Below are 15985 nucleotides of genomic sequence, written 5' to 3'. Positions count from 1 at the left end.
AAAGCAATAAAACAAAGAAATATAAAGAGGCTACTTTTTTTTATCATTTATAATTAGCTAAACATTTTAGCAACTGTTTCTGCTTTTCTGTTTTCAGAATAATCATAAAAACCTTCACCGGATTTTACACCCAATTTACCCGCCATAACCATATTTACTAGTAATGGGCAAGGTGCATATTTTGGATTTTTAAAGCCATCATGCATCACATTTAAAATAGATAAACAAACATCTAAACCAATAAAATCTGCCAATTGTAGTGGACCCATAGGATGTGCCATTCCTAACATCATAACTGTATCAATTTCTTTAACACCAGCAACTCCATTGTAAAGTGTTTCAATAGATTCGTTAATCATTGGCATTAAAATTCGGTTGGCAACAAAACCAGGATAATCATTAACTTCTACAGGAGTTTTATTAATTTCTTTAGATAAATGTACAATTGTATCCATTACTTCATCAGAAGTGTTGTATCCTCTAATAATTTCAACCAACTTCATAATTGGTACAGGATTCATAAAATGCATTCCAATTACTTTATCTGCTCTATTGGTAACTGCAGCAATTTGAGTAATTGATATTGAAGAGGTGTTTGTAGCTAAAATCGTATTTTCATTACAAACTTCATCTAATTCTTTAAATATTTTAGATTTTAATGAAACATTTTCTGTAGCTGCTTCAACAACTAAATCTACATTTTTAGCACCGTCTTTTATGGATGTAAATGTGTTGATATTTTCTAACGTTTTAGTTTTATCAGCTTCAGAAATTTTTTCTTTAGCTACCATTCTATCTAAATTTTTAGAAATAGTAGCAATTCCCTTGTCTAAAGCTGCTTGCGAAACATCAATTAAATGTACGTTATAATTAAATTGAGCAAATGTGTGTGCAATACCATTTCCCATTGTTCCAGCGCCAATTACTGCTATGTTTTTCATATTAAATTGTATTTTTATTTAAATGTTATTTTAAGCTACCAGTCATTTCTTCTGGTTTTACCCAAGCATCATATTCTTCCTCTGTAACATATCCTAAGCGTACAGCTTCTGTTTTTAAAGTTGTTCCGTTTTCATGAGCAGTGTTTGCAATTTCAGCAGCTTTGTAATAACCAATTTTAGTATTTAACGCAGTAACTAGCATTAAAGAATTATTTACCAACTCTGTAATTCTTTTTTGATTTGGCTCAATACCTGCAGCACAATTTTCTTCAAAAGAAGTACATGCATCTCCAATTAATTGAGCAGATTGTAACACATTTGCTGCCATCATTGGTTTAAAAACATTTAGTTCATAATGCCCTTGTGTACCACCAACAGTTACAGCAACATCATTCCCCATAACTTGTGCACATACCATAGTTATAGCTTCTGCTTGTGTAGGATTTACTTTACCAGGCATAATTGAAGAACCAGGTTCGTTTGCAGGAATGATAATTTCACCAATTCCAGATCTTGGACCAGAAGCCATTAAACGAATATCGTTTGCAATTTTATTTAAAGAAACTGCGATTTGTTTTAAAGCACCATGAGTTTCTACTAAAGCATCATGAGCAGCTAAAGCTTCAAATTTGTTTTCTGCTGTTACAAATGGTAAGTCTGTAAATTCTGCAATATATTTTGCAACTAAAACATCATAACCTTTTGGTGTGTTTAAACCTGTTCCTACAGCTGTTCCTCCTAAAGCTAACTGACTTAAGTGTGGTAAAGTGTTTTCTAACGCTTTTAAACCAAAATCTAACTGCGCTACGTAACCAGAAAATTCTTGTCCTAATGTAAGTGGAGTAGCGTCCATTAAATGCGTTCTTCCAATTTTAACAATATCTTTAAAAGCTACAGCTTTGTCATTTAATGTGTTTCTAAGTTTTATAATACCTGGAATGGTAATTTCTTTTAATTTTTTATAAATAGCAATGTGCATTCCTGTTGGAAAAGTGTCATTAGAAGATTGCGATTTATTTACATCGTCATTTGGTTGAATCGTTTTTTCACCTTTACCAATTACTTTTCCTGCGATTTCATGAGCTCTGTTGGCAATAACTTCGTTTACATTCATGTTAGATTGTGTACCAGAACCTGTTTGCCAAATAACTAAAGGAAACTGATTATCGTGTTTACCTTCTAAAATTTCATCACATACTTGTGCAATTAAATCACGTTTTTCTTCAGCTAAAACACCTAATTCTGTATTTGTATAAGCAGCTGCTTTTTTCAAATAAGCAAAACCATACACTATTTCTAACGGCATTGATGCTGGTGAACCTATTTTAAAATTGTTGCGAGATCGCTCTGTTTGTGCACCCCAATATTTGTCTGCAGGTACTTCTACATTACCCATTGTATCTTTTTCGATTCTAAACTTTGTCATTTTATTTGAAATTTTAGGATTACAAATTTACAAAAAGCAGGTAATACTTTATGAACATTTCTGGTGAAATACTGTTGAAAAAAATTAAATTTTGATGGTGAAATCTGAAAATATGTGTTATTTTTGCAATGTTAATTATTCAAATAGAAACAAATGTTAGATTTTTCTCAATTTTCAGGTTTAGTTTTATTCATGTTTATTTTTACAGCTGGTTTTTGGTTGTTAATATTCTTATTAACATTTGTAGTTCCTTATTGGATTGGTGGAACTATCTGGGAAAACTTAAAATTAAAAAAAGAAGCAAAACAAGCTGCTGAAGGAAAGTAGTTTTAAATCATATTTATAAAAAAAACTCGTTCAAATATATTTGAACGAGTTTTTTTATGGGTTTAAATTAGTGCTTTTAATTTTAAAAGCACTAATTTGATTTCTTTCTTAATTTTATCCTTCAAAATCTTCTCCACCACCATCATCTTCTCTATTTTCTCTAAAACTCTTTTTCTTTTGGTTGAATCTGTATACAAAACTCACTCTAAATTGTGGCTCTCTCCATTGAAATTCTGAGTATTGATTTAAAACATTTGGTATTTCTGTAGTTCTTCTACTAATTCTACTGTTAAAAACGTCGCTAAAGTTTAAACTTATTGAAGCTTTTTCATTAAATATATCTTTACTAGCAGCCAAATTTAAACTAAAAACACCTTTGCTTGTAGTTTGTGCATTTTGAGATGGACCTCTATAGTTTGTATTTATTTGTAAATCTGTTTTTCCTGGTAAGGTTATTTTTTGATTTAATCTTATAAAGTATGAGGTGTTTTCAAAATCGAAATTTTGAGTTGTATTGGTTACAGGATTTGTGTAATCACCATCAGTTTTAACTTTAAACAAGTTAAAATCACTATTAATATTCCAAATTTTAAAAGGTCTGTAGTTTAAAGTAAATTCTAAACCAACTCTTTCTTCTGTAGATAAATTTACTGGGAATCTTCTTATAATAGGATCTCCATTATCTGTAATTTCACCAGTATCTTCTTGAATTCTTTCCCAGTTATCTTCACTTCTGTTGTAGTAAATAGAACTGCTTAAAGTAAATTTGTCCCATCTTTTTAAGTAACCAAAGTCAAAAGCATCTGTAATTACAGGGTTTAAATCTACGTTACCACTATAAATGTTACTCTCACTAGATCTGCTTGGAAACGGATTTAAACTTCTACCTCTTGGTCTTCTAATTCTTCTATTATAGCCTAAAGTAATGTTTTCTCCGTCTTTAAATTCGTAGCCTAAATTTATGGTTGGAAATAAATTTCCATAACTTCTTTCATCGGTTATTGTAGCTGTTTCTTGATCAATTTTAATAGATGTGTATTCATATCTTACACCTGCTAATAAAGATATTTTGTTGAATTTTTGACCATATTGAAAATAAGCAGCATTTACAAATTCTTCATAGTTGAATGAGTTATTTAAACCAGTATCTGGAATCAAAGGACCATCAGGAAATACTTGTCTTTCAGCTAAATAAAAACTGTTAAAAATATCTCTATAATTTCCTCTATAACCAGCTTCATACTGAATGTTTTCTCCAACAGGGTGTACATAATCTATTTGTAACAAACCTCTGTTTTCATTTTGATCTTCTATAACTTGTTCTAAATCGTTTAGTAGGTTTGTTTGAGTATCAATTTCTGTAATATTATTGTTTTTGTCTTCTGCCTCTGTTGAATATTGTAAGTTAACGGTTAGCTTTTTACCAGAATCATTAAAATTATTTACATAATCTAATGTATATTGAATTCTTTGTTCATCTTCTCCTTCATTTTCAGTTCTTAATGTTGCTTCATTAATATTTCCATTTGAGTCAAACCTGTCAATGTCGTTTGTATTAACGTCATCATCATTTCCACCATTATAAACAATATTACCAATAATGCTAGAATTGTCTGAAATATAATATTCTGCACCGAAACTGGTAAAAATAGACCTTCCTAATCGTCCAAAATTTCTACGTTCTATAACTTTCGCGTTTTGTGCTGAGGAAGATAAAAAATCTGAATCTGTTGATGCATTTCCTGGTGTTTCATTATACCTGAAACCTGTATTTGTAAAAAGATTCCATTTTTTTGTACGCCAATTTGCGTTAAATGCAGTACCAACTCTTTCAGGAATTCCTAAATCTAATTGTAAAGAACCATTAAAACCTGTTAGTTTATTTTTTCTTAAAATAATATTTAAAATACCAGCTGTTCCTTCAGCATCATATCTAGAAGAAGGCGAAGTAATAACTTCTACTTTTTCAATTGCTTCTGCAGGTATTTGTCTTAAAGCTTCTGCACCGTTTAAACCGACTAAAGCACTTGGTCTACCATCAATTAAAATAGTTACATTTTCATTACCACGTAAACTTACAGTACCTTCAACATCAACTTGAACAGATGGAACGTTTCCTAAAACATCGCTTGCATTTCCACCTCTTATTGATAAATCTTTACCAATGTTAAATATTTTTTTATCTAAGCGAATATCTACAGTTGTTTTTTCTGCTACGATTACTATTTCGTCTAAATTATTCGTGTCTTCAGAAAGTTCAATAGTACCAAAATTCTTGTTTTGTGTAATATTTTCTGCGGGAAATTTTATAGGTTTAAATGAAATAAACTCTATACTGATAAGGTAATTTGCTTTTGGAGTTTCTATATTAAACTTTCCCTTAACGTCTGTAATACCTCCAGATACAGAATTTGTTTTGGTGTTTTTTAAAATAATGGTTGCGTACTCTAAAGGTTGCTTTGTTTTAGCATCAACAACAGTACCTGTTATTTTAATATTTTCTTTTTTTGATGTTTCTTGAGCAAAGAAAGTTGTTGCTATTAATAAACAACATAAAAGCGTAGTAATTTTTTTAGTCAAAACTTAATTATTTATCTAGTTAGTTTTTGTTTGACTGCAAATCTCTACTTTAGTTTAGTTTAATAAGGTTAAAAAAAAGTTAAACAATTTTTTAAAATTGTTATTTAGATGATTTCTATAATATTAGAAGATGGTCTGCCAATAACAGCTTTTTTATTATTAATAACTATAGGTCTTTCAATTAACTTAGGGTTTTGAACCATCGCAGAAATAATTTCTGAATCTGATAGTTCTTTACCCTTAAAGGTTTCTTTCCAAATTTTTTCTGTTTTTCGAACTAATTGAATGGGAGAAATGTTTAATAAATTTATGATTCTTGATAATTCTTTTTCTGTAGGAATTTCTTCTAAGTATTTAATCACCTCAAATTCTTTTCCAGAGTTTTCTAAAATTTCTAATCCTTCTCTAGACTTTCTACAACGCGGATTGTGGTATATTTTTATCATAATTAAGTTTTTTTTTTGAATTGTTTTTCAGCAAATTTAAGATGAAGTTTTTTGTCCATTTAACATTAAATAAGCTTTTAAAAATGCATTTATATTTCCATCCATAACAGCATCTACATTTCCTGTTTCATGAGCAGTTCTTACGTCTTTTACCAATTTATATGGATGCATAACGTAATTTCTAATTTGGCTTCCCCACTCATTTTTCATTTTGTTTGCTTCAATATCATCTCTTGCAGCTTGTTGCTTTTTTAACTCAATTTCATATAATTGAGATTTTAGCATTTGCATTGCAGTAGCTCTATTATCATGTTGAGAACGAGAGTTTGAACAAGAAATTTGTATTCCAGAGGGTTTATGTGATAATTGTACTTTCGTTTCTACTTTATTTACATTTTGTCCTCCAGCACCACTTGAACGAGCAGTAGTAATTTCTATGTCAGCAGGATTTATATCAATTTCTATAGAATCATCTGCAACAGGATATACATAAACAGAAGCAAAACTAGTGTGTCTTTTCGCGTTAGAATCAAATGGAGAAATACGAACTAACCTATGCACGCCATTTTCGCCTTTTAACCAACCAAAAGCATAATCTCCTTCAACTTCTACAGTAACTGTTTTAATTCCTGCAGCATCTCCAGCCTGATAATTAAGCGTTTTTAATTTAAAACCTTGCTTTTCTGCCCACATTGTGTACATTCTAAACAACATTTCAGCCCAATCACAACTTTCTGTACCTCCAGCTCCAGCAGTAATTTGTATTACAGCAGATAAGGCGTCACCTTCATCAGAAAGCATATTTTTAAATTCAATATCTTCTAAAAGAGTTATTGTTTTCTCATATTGATTTTCTACATCTTTTTCTTCAGCTTCACCTTCTTTATAAAAATCATAAAACACATTTAAATCTTCATTTAGTTGAATTATTTTATTGTAATCTTCAACCCACTTTTTTTTAAAACGTAATTCTTTCATTACTGTTTCTGCTGCTTTTGGGTCATTCCAAAAGTCTGGATTTGCCGTTTTTTCCTCTTCGTTGGCAATTTCAATCAATTTTTTATCAATCTCTAAATAAGATTTCAATTTTTCAATTCTTTCAGAAATATCTTTAAGTTGGTCTTGTGTAATCATAGTCACTACAAAAATAAATGAAATTTTAGGAAATCTTCTTTTAAAACACGATTGTTATTTATAGATTTATAGAAAATATTTCAAACATGAAAAAATTACTACTACTATTATTATTTACTTCAATATCAATTAATGGATTTTCACAATTTTTCACCGAGAAAACAGGTGATAAATTTCAAAAAGGAATAACTAAATATGAAGGTTATTTTACTTTTTATTATGATGAAAATAAAGATAAAATCTTTTTACAAATTAATGATTTAGAAAAAGAATTTTTATATGTGCGTTCACTTTCAGAAGGTGTTGGCTCTAATGATATTGGTTTAGATCGAGGACAATTAGGAAGCGGAGTAGTAGTTCACCTAAAAAAAGCAGGTAATAAGATTATGCTAATTCAGCCGAATTTAGATTATCGAGCAATTACGGATAATAAAGAGGAAAAACAATCTGTAAAAGAAGCATTTGCAAAATCTGTGTTGCATGGTTTTGTGATTAAAGAAGAAAAAAATGGTGTTTTTTTAGTAGATGCAACAGATTTTTTTATGCGAGATGCACATGGAGTAGCAAATACTTTAGCACGTAATAATCAAGGAAATTATAGTTTAGACAAAAATAAATCTGCATTTAATTTAGAGAGAACAAAGGCATTTCCTAAAAATATTGAATTTGATGTAATGCTAACTTTTAAAGGATCTCCAAAAGGATACAATATAAGAAGTGTTACTCCAGATGCGAGTTTGGTTACTGTACATCAGCACCATTCTTTTGTAGAATTACCAGATAATAATTACAAACCAAGAGTTTTTCATCCACGTTCTGGAAGTTTTCCAATGTCTTATTTAGACTATGCAACACCTGTAAATCAACCTATTAAAAAACGTTTTATTTACAGACATCGTTTGGAAAAGAAAAACCCGAATGCTAAAATTTCTGAACCAAAAGAACCTATTATTTATTATTTAGATAGAGGAACTCCAGAACCAGTTCGTTCTGCATTACTAGATGGAGGAAGTTGGTGGAATCAAGCTTTTGAGGCAATTGGTTATAAAAATGCTTTTCAAATTAAAATGTTGCCTGAAGGTGCAGATCCTTTAGATGTCCGTTATAATATGGTGCAATGGGTGCATAGATCTACAAGAGGTTGGAGTTATGGAGGTAGTATTTCAGACCCAAGAACTGGCGAAATTATAAAAGGTCATGTTAGTTTAGGGAGTTTACGAATTCGTCAAGATTTTTTAATTGCACAAGCATTACAAGCGCCATATAAAAATAATACTGTAGCAGATGATTTTGCCTTACAAATGGCAATTGCAAGAATAAGGCAATTGTCTGCCCATGAAATAGGTCATACTTTAGGGTTTGCACATAATTTTTCTGCAAGTACAAATGGTAGAGCTTCTGTGATGGATTATCCACATCCAAAATTTAGTTTGAATAACGGTAAAATTGATTTTTCTGATGCTTATGATACAAAAATTGGAGCTTGGGATAAAGTAACAGTTGCCTACTCATATCAAGATTTTCCTGAAAGTGTAAATGAAGAAGAGGAACTTCGTAAAATTTTAGAAAATGCTGCAGAAAACGGATTAAAATATTTGTCAGACCAAGATGCAAGAAGTCAAGGAAGTGCTAGTATTTCTGCTCATTTATGGGATAATGGAGGGAATATTCATGACGAATTGTACAATATTTTAAAAATCAGAAAAACGGCAATTGACAATTTTTCGGCAGACAACATTAAAACAAATGAGCCTTATTCTGTATTAGAAGATGTATTTGTACCGCTTTATTTTTTCCATCGATTTCAAACAGAAGCAACTGTAAAATTGATTGGTGGTTTAGAGTATTCTTATGCAGTAAAAGGCGATAATCAAACCGTTGTAAAACAAGTTTCTGGAACAACAGAAAGAATTGCATTACAAGCTGTTTTACAAACTATTAATGTTGATGAAATTGCGATTCCGAAAGAAAAATTAGAGCTTTTTCCACCAAGAGCAATGGGTTATGGAAGAAGTAGAGAGTCTTTTAGCAGCAAGTTAGGGGTTGCTTTTGATGCATTTTCTGCAGTGGAAACTGCTACAGAAATGACTTTGAATTTATTATTAAATCCTCAAAGATCTTCTAGGTTAATTGCGCATAAAAGTTTGAATAAAAATCAGTTAGGTTTAGAAGAATTAATTGATGAATTGGTAAATAAAACTATCAAAAAAACATATAAAGATGCTTATTATCAAGAGTTACAAAACGTTGTAAATACAAAGGTTTTAGAACAGTTGTTTGCTTTGGGTTCAAATACTTTTTCGTATGCACAAGTAAACGCAATTGTACATTTTAAAATTGATGAAATAAAATCGATTTTAAAAAATGTAAAATCAACAGGAGTTCAAAAAATGTATCACAAAGCAATGATTAAAATGATTGAAGATTTTCAGAAAAACCCTACTTCATTCAAGAAAAACTATGCTCCAAAAATTCCTGATGGATCGCCAATAGGAACAAACTATAAATTTTAAAATGAAAAAAAATATTACAATTGATTTAATTTCAGATACCGTTACAAAACCTACAAAACAAATGTTGGAAGCTATGATTAGTGCAAAAGTTGGTGATGATGTTTTTAAAATGGATCCAACAGTAAATGAGTTGCAAGAAAAAGCTGCAAAAATGTTTGGTATGGAAGATGCCTTGTTTTTCCCTTCAGGAACCATGGCAAATCAAACCGCAATAAAATTACACACACAACCAGGAGATAAATTAATTTGTGATAAATATGCACATGTTTATAATTATGAAGGTGGAGGAGCAGCATTCAATTCTGGAGTTACTTGTAAATTGATTGATGGAAACAGAGGAATGTTTACAGCAAAACAATTAGAAGAGGCAGTTGCAGGAAGAAATGATATTCATGTTCCGTTTTCTAGTTTGGTTTGTATTGAAAATACTACAAATAAAGGAGGTGGAGCTTGTTGGAGTTTTTCTGAATTAGAAAAACTACAAAAAATTTCTAAAAAAAATAACTTAAGTTTTCATCTTGATGGAGCACGTTTATTTAATGCTTTAGTAGCTAAAAATGAAAATCCGAAACAAAATGGAGCATTGTTTGACACCATTTCTATTTGTTTGTCTAAAGGTTTAGGAGCGCCAGTAGGTTCTATTTTATTAGGTAGCAAAGTACATATTGCAAAAGCATTAAGAATTCGAAAATTATTTGGTGGAGCCATGAGACAAGTTGGTTTTTTGGCAGCTGCTGGAATTTATGCGTTAGATAATCATGTAGAAAGATTGGCAGAAGATCATCAGAAAGCACAAGAAATAGGCACTGTTTTAAAGTCAGTACCTTATGTTACAAAAGTGGAAACAATTGAAACAAATATCATCATATTTTATGTAGATGAAAAAATAGGAGCAGATAATTTTATCAATAAAATGAAAGAAAAAAATATTTTACTAACTCCAATGGGTGAAGGTAGAATAAGAATTGTTACACATTTAGATTATACCAATGAAATGCATGAAGTTTTGCTAAAAGAACTGAAAAATTTTTAGAAGTAAAAACGAACAACTGGCGAAAAAGGTGAAGCAAAAACACTTTTGTTTTTATCGTATAAAACATCGTATCTTAAACCAAAAGCAAAACTACCTTGGTTGTATGCAATACCTAAATGTAGCGCTGGGAAATTTGTTCTTACTGAATTATTTGAGTTAAAATCTGTTTGTTTTGCAAAATGGTAATCTAAATCTCCAGAAAATTGAACTCCAAAATTTGTTTGATATAATGATATAATACTAGCGCCGTAAAGATTTGTAGTAAAATCATTAATTTCTGAATATAAATAATTAACACCTGCGCCTAAAGCGAAACCATTATCAAAATTATAAATGGCACTTGGTGAAATACCAATGGTTGTTTGACTTCCAAAACCTAAAGTAAAACCACCACCATATTGTACATGATCCCAAAAATTAGATTTTTGTGCGTAAAAATTTGTAGAAAAAGCTAACAACAAAAAAACAATAATTTTTTTCATAGACTTGTTTTAATTAATACGGTCTAATTTAGCAATTTCTTTATAATTTCTGTTTAGTTTTCTTAATAAAATTCCATAAAGTAACTGGTAGAATAACCACAGTCCACCTAAAATAACCAAAGTTAATACAAGGGTTAACAATACAATTAGTAAAATTTGTTTGGTGTTTAAATCTTCAAACTTTAAGTTAATTTCTGCAGCCATTACTATAAACATAATTAAGGCCATATAACTTAAATTAAAAATCACATAATTTCTTACTGTTTTTCGTGTTTTTATAATTTTTTTCATCAAAACTCTTGTAGAATCTGACGTTGATATTTTTTTATAATTCAAATAAAACATTCCTAAAAAGTAAAAAATAATTACATATGCCAATATTTGAGAATAATGTATAAAGTTTTCTAAACCTATTTTTTTATACTCAGCATAAGCTTCATCCATATCAACAAAAAAGTACATAGAGTTTAAAATTACAAACTCTAAAATACCAATTATAAAAATCCATTTTACAATTGATGATGATCTTGAATGTGCAAGTTTGTAAATTTCTAGTTCAGAAAATTTACTAACTTCTTCTGGTTGATTGTCCCAGGCTTTTTTATAATTTTCTAATAAATCCATAACTATGGGTTTAAAATGTTTTTTAATTTTTCTTTTGCTCTATTCATTTTTACTCTTGCATTTACACTAGAAATACCTAAAGTTTCTGATATTTCTTTATAAGGTTTATCTTCCAAGTATAAAAAAATTAGTGCTTTATCAATATCATTTAATTGATGTACTGCTTTGTACAATGCTTTTAATTGTAACTCTTCTGTATCATCATAATCTGTCGATTTTATTTTAAAAGCGATATCGTCAAAATCTTGAGTTTTTATGGTTCTTGTAGATTTCCTATACAGCGAAATAGCTGTATTCAATGCTACTCTATACATCCATGTACTAAATTTGGAATCTCCTCTAAATTTTGGGTAGTTTTTCCAAACTTGTATAGTAATTTCTTGAAACAAATCATTATGAGCACTTTGGTTTGTAGTATAAAGCCTACAAATTTTGTGTGCAATATTTTGGTTCGCTTCAAAATCCGATAAAAATTTAGCTTCTAAATCTTTCTTCAAATCTGTTTCGTTAGTTGTTAACTTATAAGTAGGTAAAAAATAAAAAATGTTACAATTTTGATAAAAAAAAAAATTGTAACATAAAAATTTTTACATTTGTTGAATAATAAATTATAAAAATTGAACAATATAAAGCAAGATTTTACGATTAAAGACCTTGAAAACATTTCAGGAATCAAGGCTCATACTATACGTATATGGGAAAAACGATATAATTTATTACAGCCTAAAAGAACTGATACCAATATCCGATATTATTCTCATAGTAATTTACAAAAACTATTAAATGTTGTTTTGTTAAACAAAAACAACTACAAAGTTTCTAAAATTGCTAAAATGAATGTCGAAGAAATAAAACTTCAAGCAAGAGAATTGGCATTTGCAGAAGCAATTGATGATGAAGCTATAAATTCATTTAAGTTGGCAATGCTACAGTTTGATAAAGCGTTGTTTAATAATACTTACGACCAATTATTGCATAAAAAAACATTCCGTGAAATTTTTAAAGATGTATTTATACCCTTTTTAGATCATATTGGTTTGTTATGGCAAACAGATACTGTTTTACCTGCACATGAGCATTTTATATCTAATTTAATTGCTCAAAAAATACATATTAACACAGAAAAATTACAATACAGTATTCCTAAATCTAATAAAACATATGTTTTATTTTTACCCGAAAACGAAATTCATGAATTGGGCTTATTATATTTGAATTATGAATTGGTTTTAAGAGGTACTCATACTATTTATTTAGGACAAAGTTTACCATTAGACAATCTGTCTTACTTTTTTGAAAACAAAAGAGAAATCACGTTTGTTACTTCATTAACTGTACAACCTTATGATGATAAGCTTATTCCATATTTTAAAGAAATTGAAGGTGTTTTACAAAATACACATCATAAATTTATAGCAATTGGCTATAAAACAGAGCAATTGAACATAGATGATTTCGATTTTAATCTATCTATTTTTAGTTCGGTAAAAGATGTGTTAAAAGTATTATAATTATTTTTTTAAAAAATTAAACTGTTTAATAATTTAATATATTTGTTAAACAAAAATACATATGAATAAAGAAATACACATCATTGGTTCTGGTTTTTCTGCATTAGCAGCATCTTGCTATCTTTCAAAAGAAGGTTATAAAGTAACTGTTTTAGAAAAAAACGATACTTTAGGAGGTAGAGCTAGACAATATAAAAAAGATGGTTTTACGTTTGATTTAGGTCCTTCTTGGTATTGGATGCCAGATGTTTTTGAACGCTTTTTTGCTGATTTTGGTAAAAAACCTTCAGATTATTATACTTTAGATAAGCTAAACCCTGGTTATGAAGTATATTTTGGAGAAAATTCTTCGCTTAAAATATCAGAGAATTTAAATGATATTTATGAAATGTTCGAAAAAGAAGAAAAAGGAAGTGCAAAACATTTAAAAACCTTTTTAGATTCTGCAAAATCAAACTACGAAACTGCTATTTTAGATTTGGTTTACAAACCAGGAATTTCTCCATTAGAGCTAGTAACTACAACAACTATTGCAAGAGTAACTCAGTTTTTCTCAACAATAAGAAAACAAGTTCGTAAAAACATAAAGAGCAATAAATTAATTCAAATATTAGAGTTTCCAGTACTTTTCTTAGGAGCAAAACCAAGTAATACACCTGCTTTTTATAATTTTATGAATTATGCCGATTTTGGTTTAGGTACTTGGCATCCAAGAGGAGGAATGTACAAGGTAATTGAAGGTATGGTTACATTAGCTACTTCATTGGGTGTACATTTTGAAGTTAATGCAAACGTAGAAAAAATAAATACAGATGCAAATAACAATGTTTCTAGTTTAATAGTAAATGGTAAAACCATTGAAACGAATTTAGTTTTAAGTGGTGCAGACTATCATCATACAGAAACATTATTAGATGAAAATTTAAGACAATATTCAGAAAAATATTGGAGTAAAAAAATATTTGCACCATCATCATTACTGTTTTATGTTGGTTTTGATAAAAAAATAAAAAATGCTAGCCATCATACATTGTTTTTTGATACAGATTTTGATTTGCATGCTGAAGAAATTTACGACAATCCAAAATGGCCAACAAATCCATTATTTTATGCTAATTTTACTTCTATGACAGATGTAACATCTGCACCAGAAGGTAAAGAAGCTGGCTTTTTCTTAATTCCGTTAGCACCAGGTATTGAAGATACAGAAGAGTTAAGAGAACAATATTTTCATAAAATAATTGATAGATTTGAAAAGCTTACAAACCAAAAAGTGAAAGAAAATGTATTGTTTAAAAGCTCTTTTTGTGTTAAAGATTTTAAAGAAGAATACAACTCATATAAAGGAAATGCTTATGGAATGGCAAATACTTTATTGCAAACTGCGTTTTTAAGACCAAATATTAAAAGCAGTAAAGTAAATAATTTGTATTTTACAGGGCAATTAACAGTTCCAGGTCCAGGAGTTCCACCAGCATTAATTTCTGGTAAAATTGCATCAGAACTAATAAAAAAAAGTAAATAAAATTTATGAAAGAGTTATTTGATAAGGTTTCTAATGATTGCAGCAAGTTGGTGACTGAGAAATACAGCACCTCTTTTTCAATGGCTGTAAATACATTGTCACCAAAAATTAGAACAGATATTTACAATATTTACGGTTTTGTTCGTTTTGCAGATGAAATTGTAGACACTTTTCATGATTTTGATAAAGAACTATTAATGGCGCATTTTGAGCGTGATTATTATATGGCAAAAGAACAAGGAATTAGTTTAAATCCAATTTTAAACTCATTTCAGCAAACAGTAGCACGTTATAATATTCCTGACGAAATGGTGCAGGCTTTCTTAAAAAGTATGAAAGCAGATTTACACAAAACAGAATATACAACAAAAGCAGAGTATGATGAGTATATTTATGGTTCTGCAGATGTTGTTGGTTTAATGTGTTTAAAAGTTTTTGTAAACGGAGATGACACAAAATATGAAGAATTAAAAGATGCTGCAATGCGTTTGGGATCTGCTTTTCAAAAAGTAAATTTTTTAAGAGATTTAAAAGACGATTTTGAGCTTTTAAACAGGTCTTATTTTCCAAACATCGATTTAGGAAAATTAGATACCGCCTCAAAACAATTAATAATAGATGAAATTGAAGCCGATTTCGATTATGCGTTTAAAAACGGAATTTTAAAATTACCTAGAGAAGCAAAATTTGGAGTGTATATGGCTTACAGATATTACAGAAGATTATTAAAAAAATTAAATAAAGTACCTTCAGAAAAAATTATGGATACTAGAATTAGAATCTCAGATCCAATGAAAATTAATCTTTTAGCAAGAAGTTACGTTAAATACAAATTGAATATAATATAATGATTTACGCTTTAATTACTTTAGCTGTTTTTTTAACTATGGAAGGTGTAACTTGGCTTACACACAAATATGTAATGCACGGTTTTGGTTGGTTTTTGCATGAAGATCATCATGAACCTGGATATCCTCACGTGTTCGAAAAAAATGATGCTTTTTTTATAGTATTTGCAGTACCAAGTATGGCATTATTTTATTTTGGAACCTACACAGCTCATACCTATTTATTTTTTATTGGTTTAGGTATTTTATGTTATGGTATTGCCTATTTTTTAGTGCATGATGTTTTAATTCATCAACGTTTTAAATGGTTTAAAAACACCAACAATAAATACTTAAAAGCGTTAAGAAAAGCCCATAAAGTACATCATAAAAACATGGGAAAAGAAGATAGTCAATGTTTTGGTATGCTGTTTGTCCCTTTAAAATACTTTAGAGAACAAAAATTAATTTAACTTTTTTTGGGCGTTTTAACAGGCTTTTCGTTGCAATCTTTTGCCAGAAAAAGGCAAAAGGATTTCCACTGCAATCCTTAACGCAGCTTGTTTATTAACAAAAGTGATGTATCATAAATAGTTTAAAACATAAAAAAAATCCT

15 protein-coding genes are annotated in these 15985 nt (G+C 29.3%); 7 read left to right on the top strand and 8 right to left on the bottom strand.

Going from position 1 to position 15985, the window contains the following annotated elements; translation table 11 throughout:
* Positions 1-53: 53 nt before the first annotated feature.
* On the bottom strand, positions 54-941 hold the full coding sequence (locus FDT66_RS05730) for a 3-hydroxybutyryl-CoA dehydrogenase (protein ID WP_138535189.1): 888 nt from the start codon (positions 939-941) through the stop codon (positions 54-56).
* Positions 942-966: 25 nt separating this feature from the next.
* Complete coding sequence (fumC, locus tag FDT66_RS05725) at positions 967-2367, bottom strand: class II fumarate hydratase (protein ID WP_138535188.1); 1401 nt, start codon at positions 2365-2367, stop codon at positions 967-969.
* 153 nt (positions 2368-2520) lie between these two features.
* Here fumC and FDT66_RS14000 point away from each other — a divergent pair, with 153 nt between their 5' ends.
* Positions 2521-2694 carry a hypothetical protein gene (locus FDT66_RS14000; protein WP_171032326.1) on the top strand — a complete coding sequence of 58 codons (174 nt, stop codon included), beginning with the start codon at positions 2521-2523 and terminating at the stop codon, positions 2692-2694.
* Positions 2695-2808: 114 nt separating this feature from the next.
* On the opposite strand, the gene FDT66_RS05720 is transcribed toward FDT66_RS14000, so the two are convergent.
* The 3 genes from FDT66_RS05720 to prfB form a co-directional block, all read right to left on the bottom strand.
* Complete coding sequence (locus FDT66_RS05720; RefSeq protein WP_171032325.1) at positions 2809-5274, bottom strand: TonB-dependent receptor domain-containing protein; 2466 nt, start codon at positions 5272-5274, stop codon at positions 2809-2811.
* Between the two features lie 104 nt (positions 5275-5378).
* Positions 5379-5720, bottom strand: coding sequence for an arsenate reductase (glutaredoxin) (arsC, locus tag FDT66_RS05715; RefSeq protein WP_138535187.1), 342 nt, complete (start codon positions 5718-5720; stop codon positions 5379-5381).
* A gap of 36 nt (positions 5721-5756) precedes the next feature.
* Positions 5757-6854 carry a peptide chain release factor 2 gene (prfB, locus tag FDT66_RS05710; RefSeq protein WP_138535186.1) on the bottom strand — a complete coding sequence of 366 codons (1098 nt, stop codon included), beginning with the start codon at positions 6852-6854 and terminating at the stop codon, positions 5757-5759.
* A gap of 86 nt (positions 6855-6940) precedes the next feature.
* On the opposite strand from prfB, the gene FDT66_RS05705 reads away from it, so the two are divergent.
* Positions 6941-9367: a zinc-dependent metalloprotease gene (locus FDT66_RS05705; protein ID WP_138535185.1), complete on the top strand. Its 2427-nt coding sequence runs from the start codon at positions 6941-6943 to the stop codon at positions 9365-9367.
* A 13-nt stretch (positions 9368-9380) separates the two neighbouring features.
* Positions 9381-10400, top strand: a complete 1020-nt coding sequence (locus FDT66_RS05700) for a threonine aldolase family protein (protein ID WP_138535272.1) — start codon at positions 9381-9383, stop codon at positions 10398-10400.
* Here the strand turns inward: FDT66_RS05700 and FDT66_RS05695 are convergent.
* From FDT66_RS05695 to FDT66_RS05685, 3 genes are read right to left on the bottom strand one after another with little or no spacing between them, the layout of a single operon-like run.
* Positions 10397-10882 (bottom strand): hypothetical protein, encoded by a 486-nt coding sequence (locus FDT66_RS05695; protein ID WP_138535184.1) that lies wholly within the window; start codon positions 10880-10882, stop codon positions 10397-10399. The genes FDT66_RS05700 and FDT66_RS05695 overlap by 4 nt on opposite strands.
* 9 nt (positions 10883-10891) lie before the next feature.
* A complete protein-coding gene (locus FDT66_RS05690; RefSeq protein WP_138535183.1) occupies positions 10892-11506 on the bottom strand; it encodes a hypothetical protein in 615 nt (204 codons plus the stop codon).
* 2 nt (positions 11507-11508) lie between these two features.
* Entirely contained in the window at positions 11509-12003 is a 495-nt protein-coding gene (locus tag FDT66_RS05685) for an RNA polymerase sigma factor (RefSeq protein ID WP_138535182.1), read from the bottom strand.
* Between the two features lie 120 nt (positions 12004-12123).
* On the opposite strand from FDT66_RS05685, the gene FDT66_RS05680 reads away from it, so the two are divergent.
* From FDT66_RS05680 to FDT66_RS05665, 4 genes are all read left to right on the top strand, one after another.
* Positions 12124-13017, top strand: coding sequence for a MerR family transcriptional regulator (locus tag FDT66_RS05680; RefSeq protein WP_138535181.1), 894 nt, complete (start codon positions 12124-12126; stop codon positions 13015-13017).
* Between the two features lie 61 nt (positions 13018-13078).
* Complete coding sequence (locus FDT66_RS05675; RefSeq protein ID WP_138535180.1) at positions 13079-14542, top strand: phytoene desaturase family protein; 1464 nt, start codon at positions 13079-13081, stop codon at positions 14540-14542.
* 5 nt (positions 14543-14547) lie between these two features.
* A complete protein-coding gene (locus tag FDT66_RS05670; RefSeq protein ID WP_138535179.1) occupies positions 14548-15390 on the top strand; it encodes a phytoene/squalene synthase family protein in 843 nt (280 codons plus the stop codon).
* The gene (locus FDT66_RS05665; protein ID WP_138535178.1) at positions 15390-15842 is read left to right on the top strand and encodes a sterol desaturase family protein; all 453 of its coding nucleotides are present in this window, start codon (positions 15390-15392) and stop codon (positions 15840-15842) included. The genes FDT66_RS05670 and FDT66_RS05665 overlap by 1 nt, the downstream gene beginning before the upstream one ends.
* Positions 15843-15985 lie beyond the last annotated feature (143 nt).

It is taken from the genome of Polaribacter aestuariivivens, from assembly GCF_005885675.1.
In the GTDB taxonomy this organism is placed as follows: Bacteria; Bacteroidota; Bacteroidia; order Flavobacteriales; family Flavobacteriaceae; genus Polaribacter; species Polaribacter aestuariivivens.
Note: the sequence above shows the minus strand (reverse complement) of the source record. Positions and strands in the feature narration are given on the sequence as shown.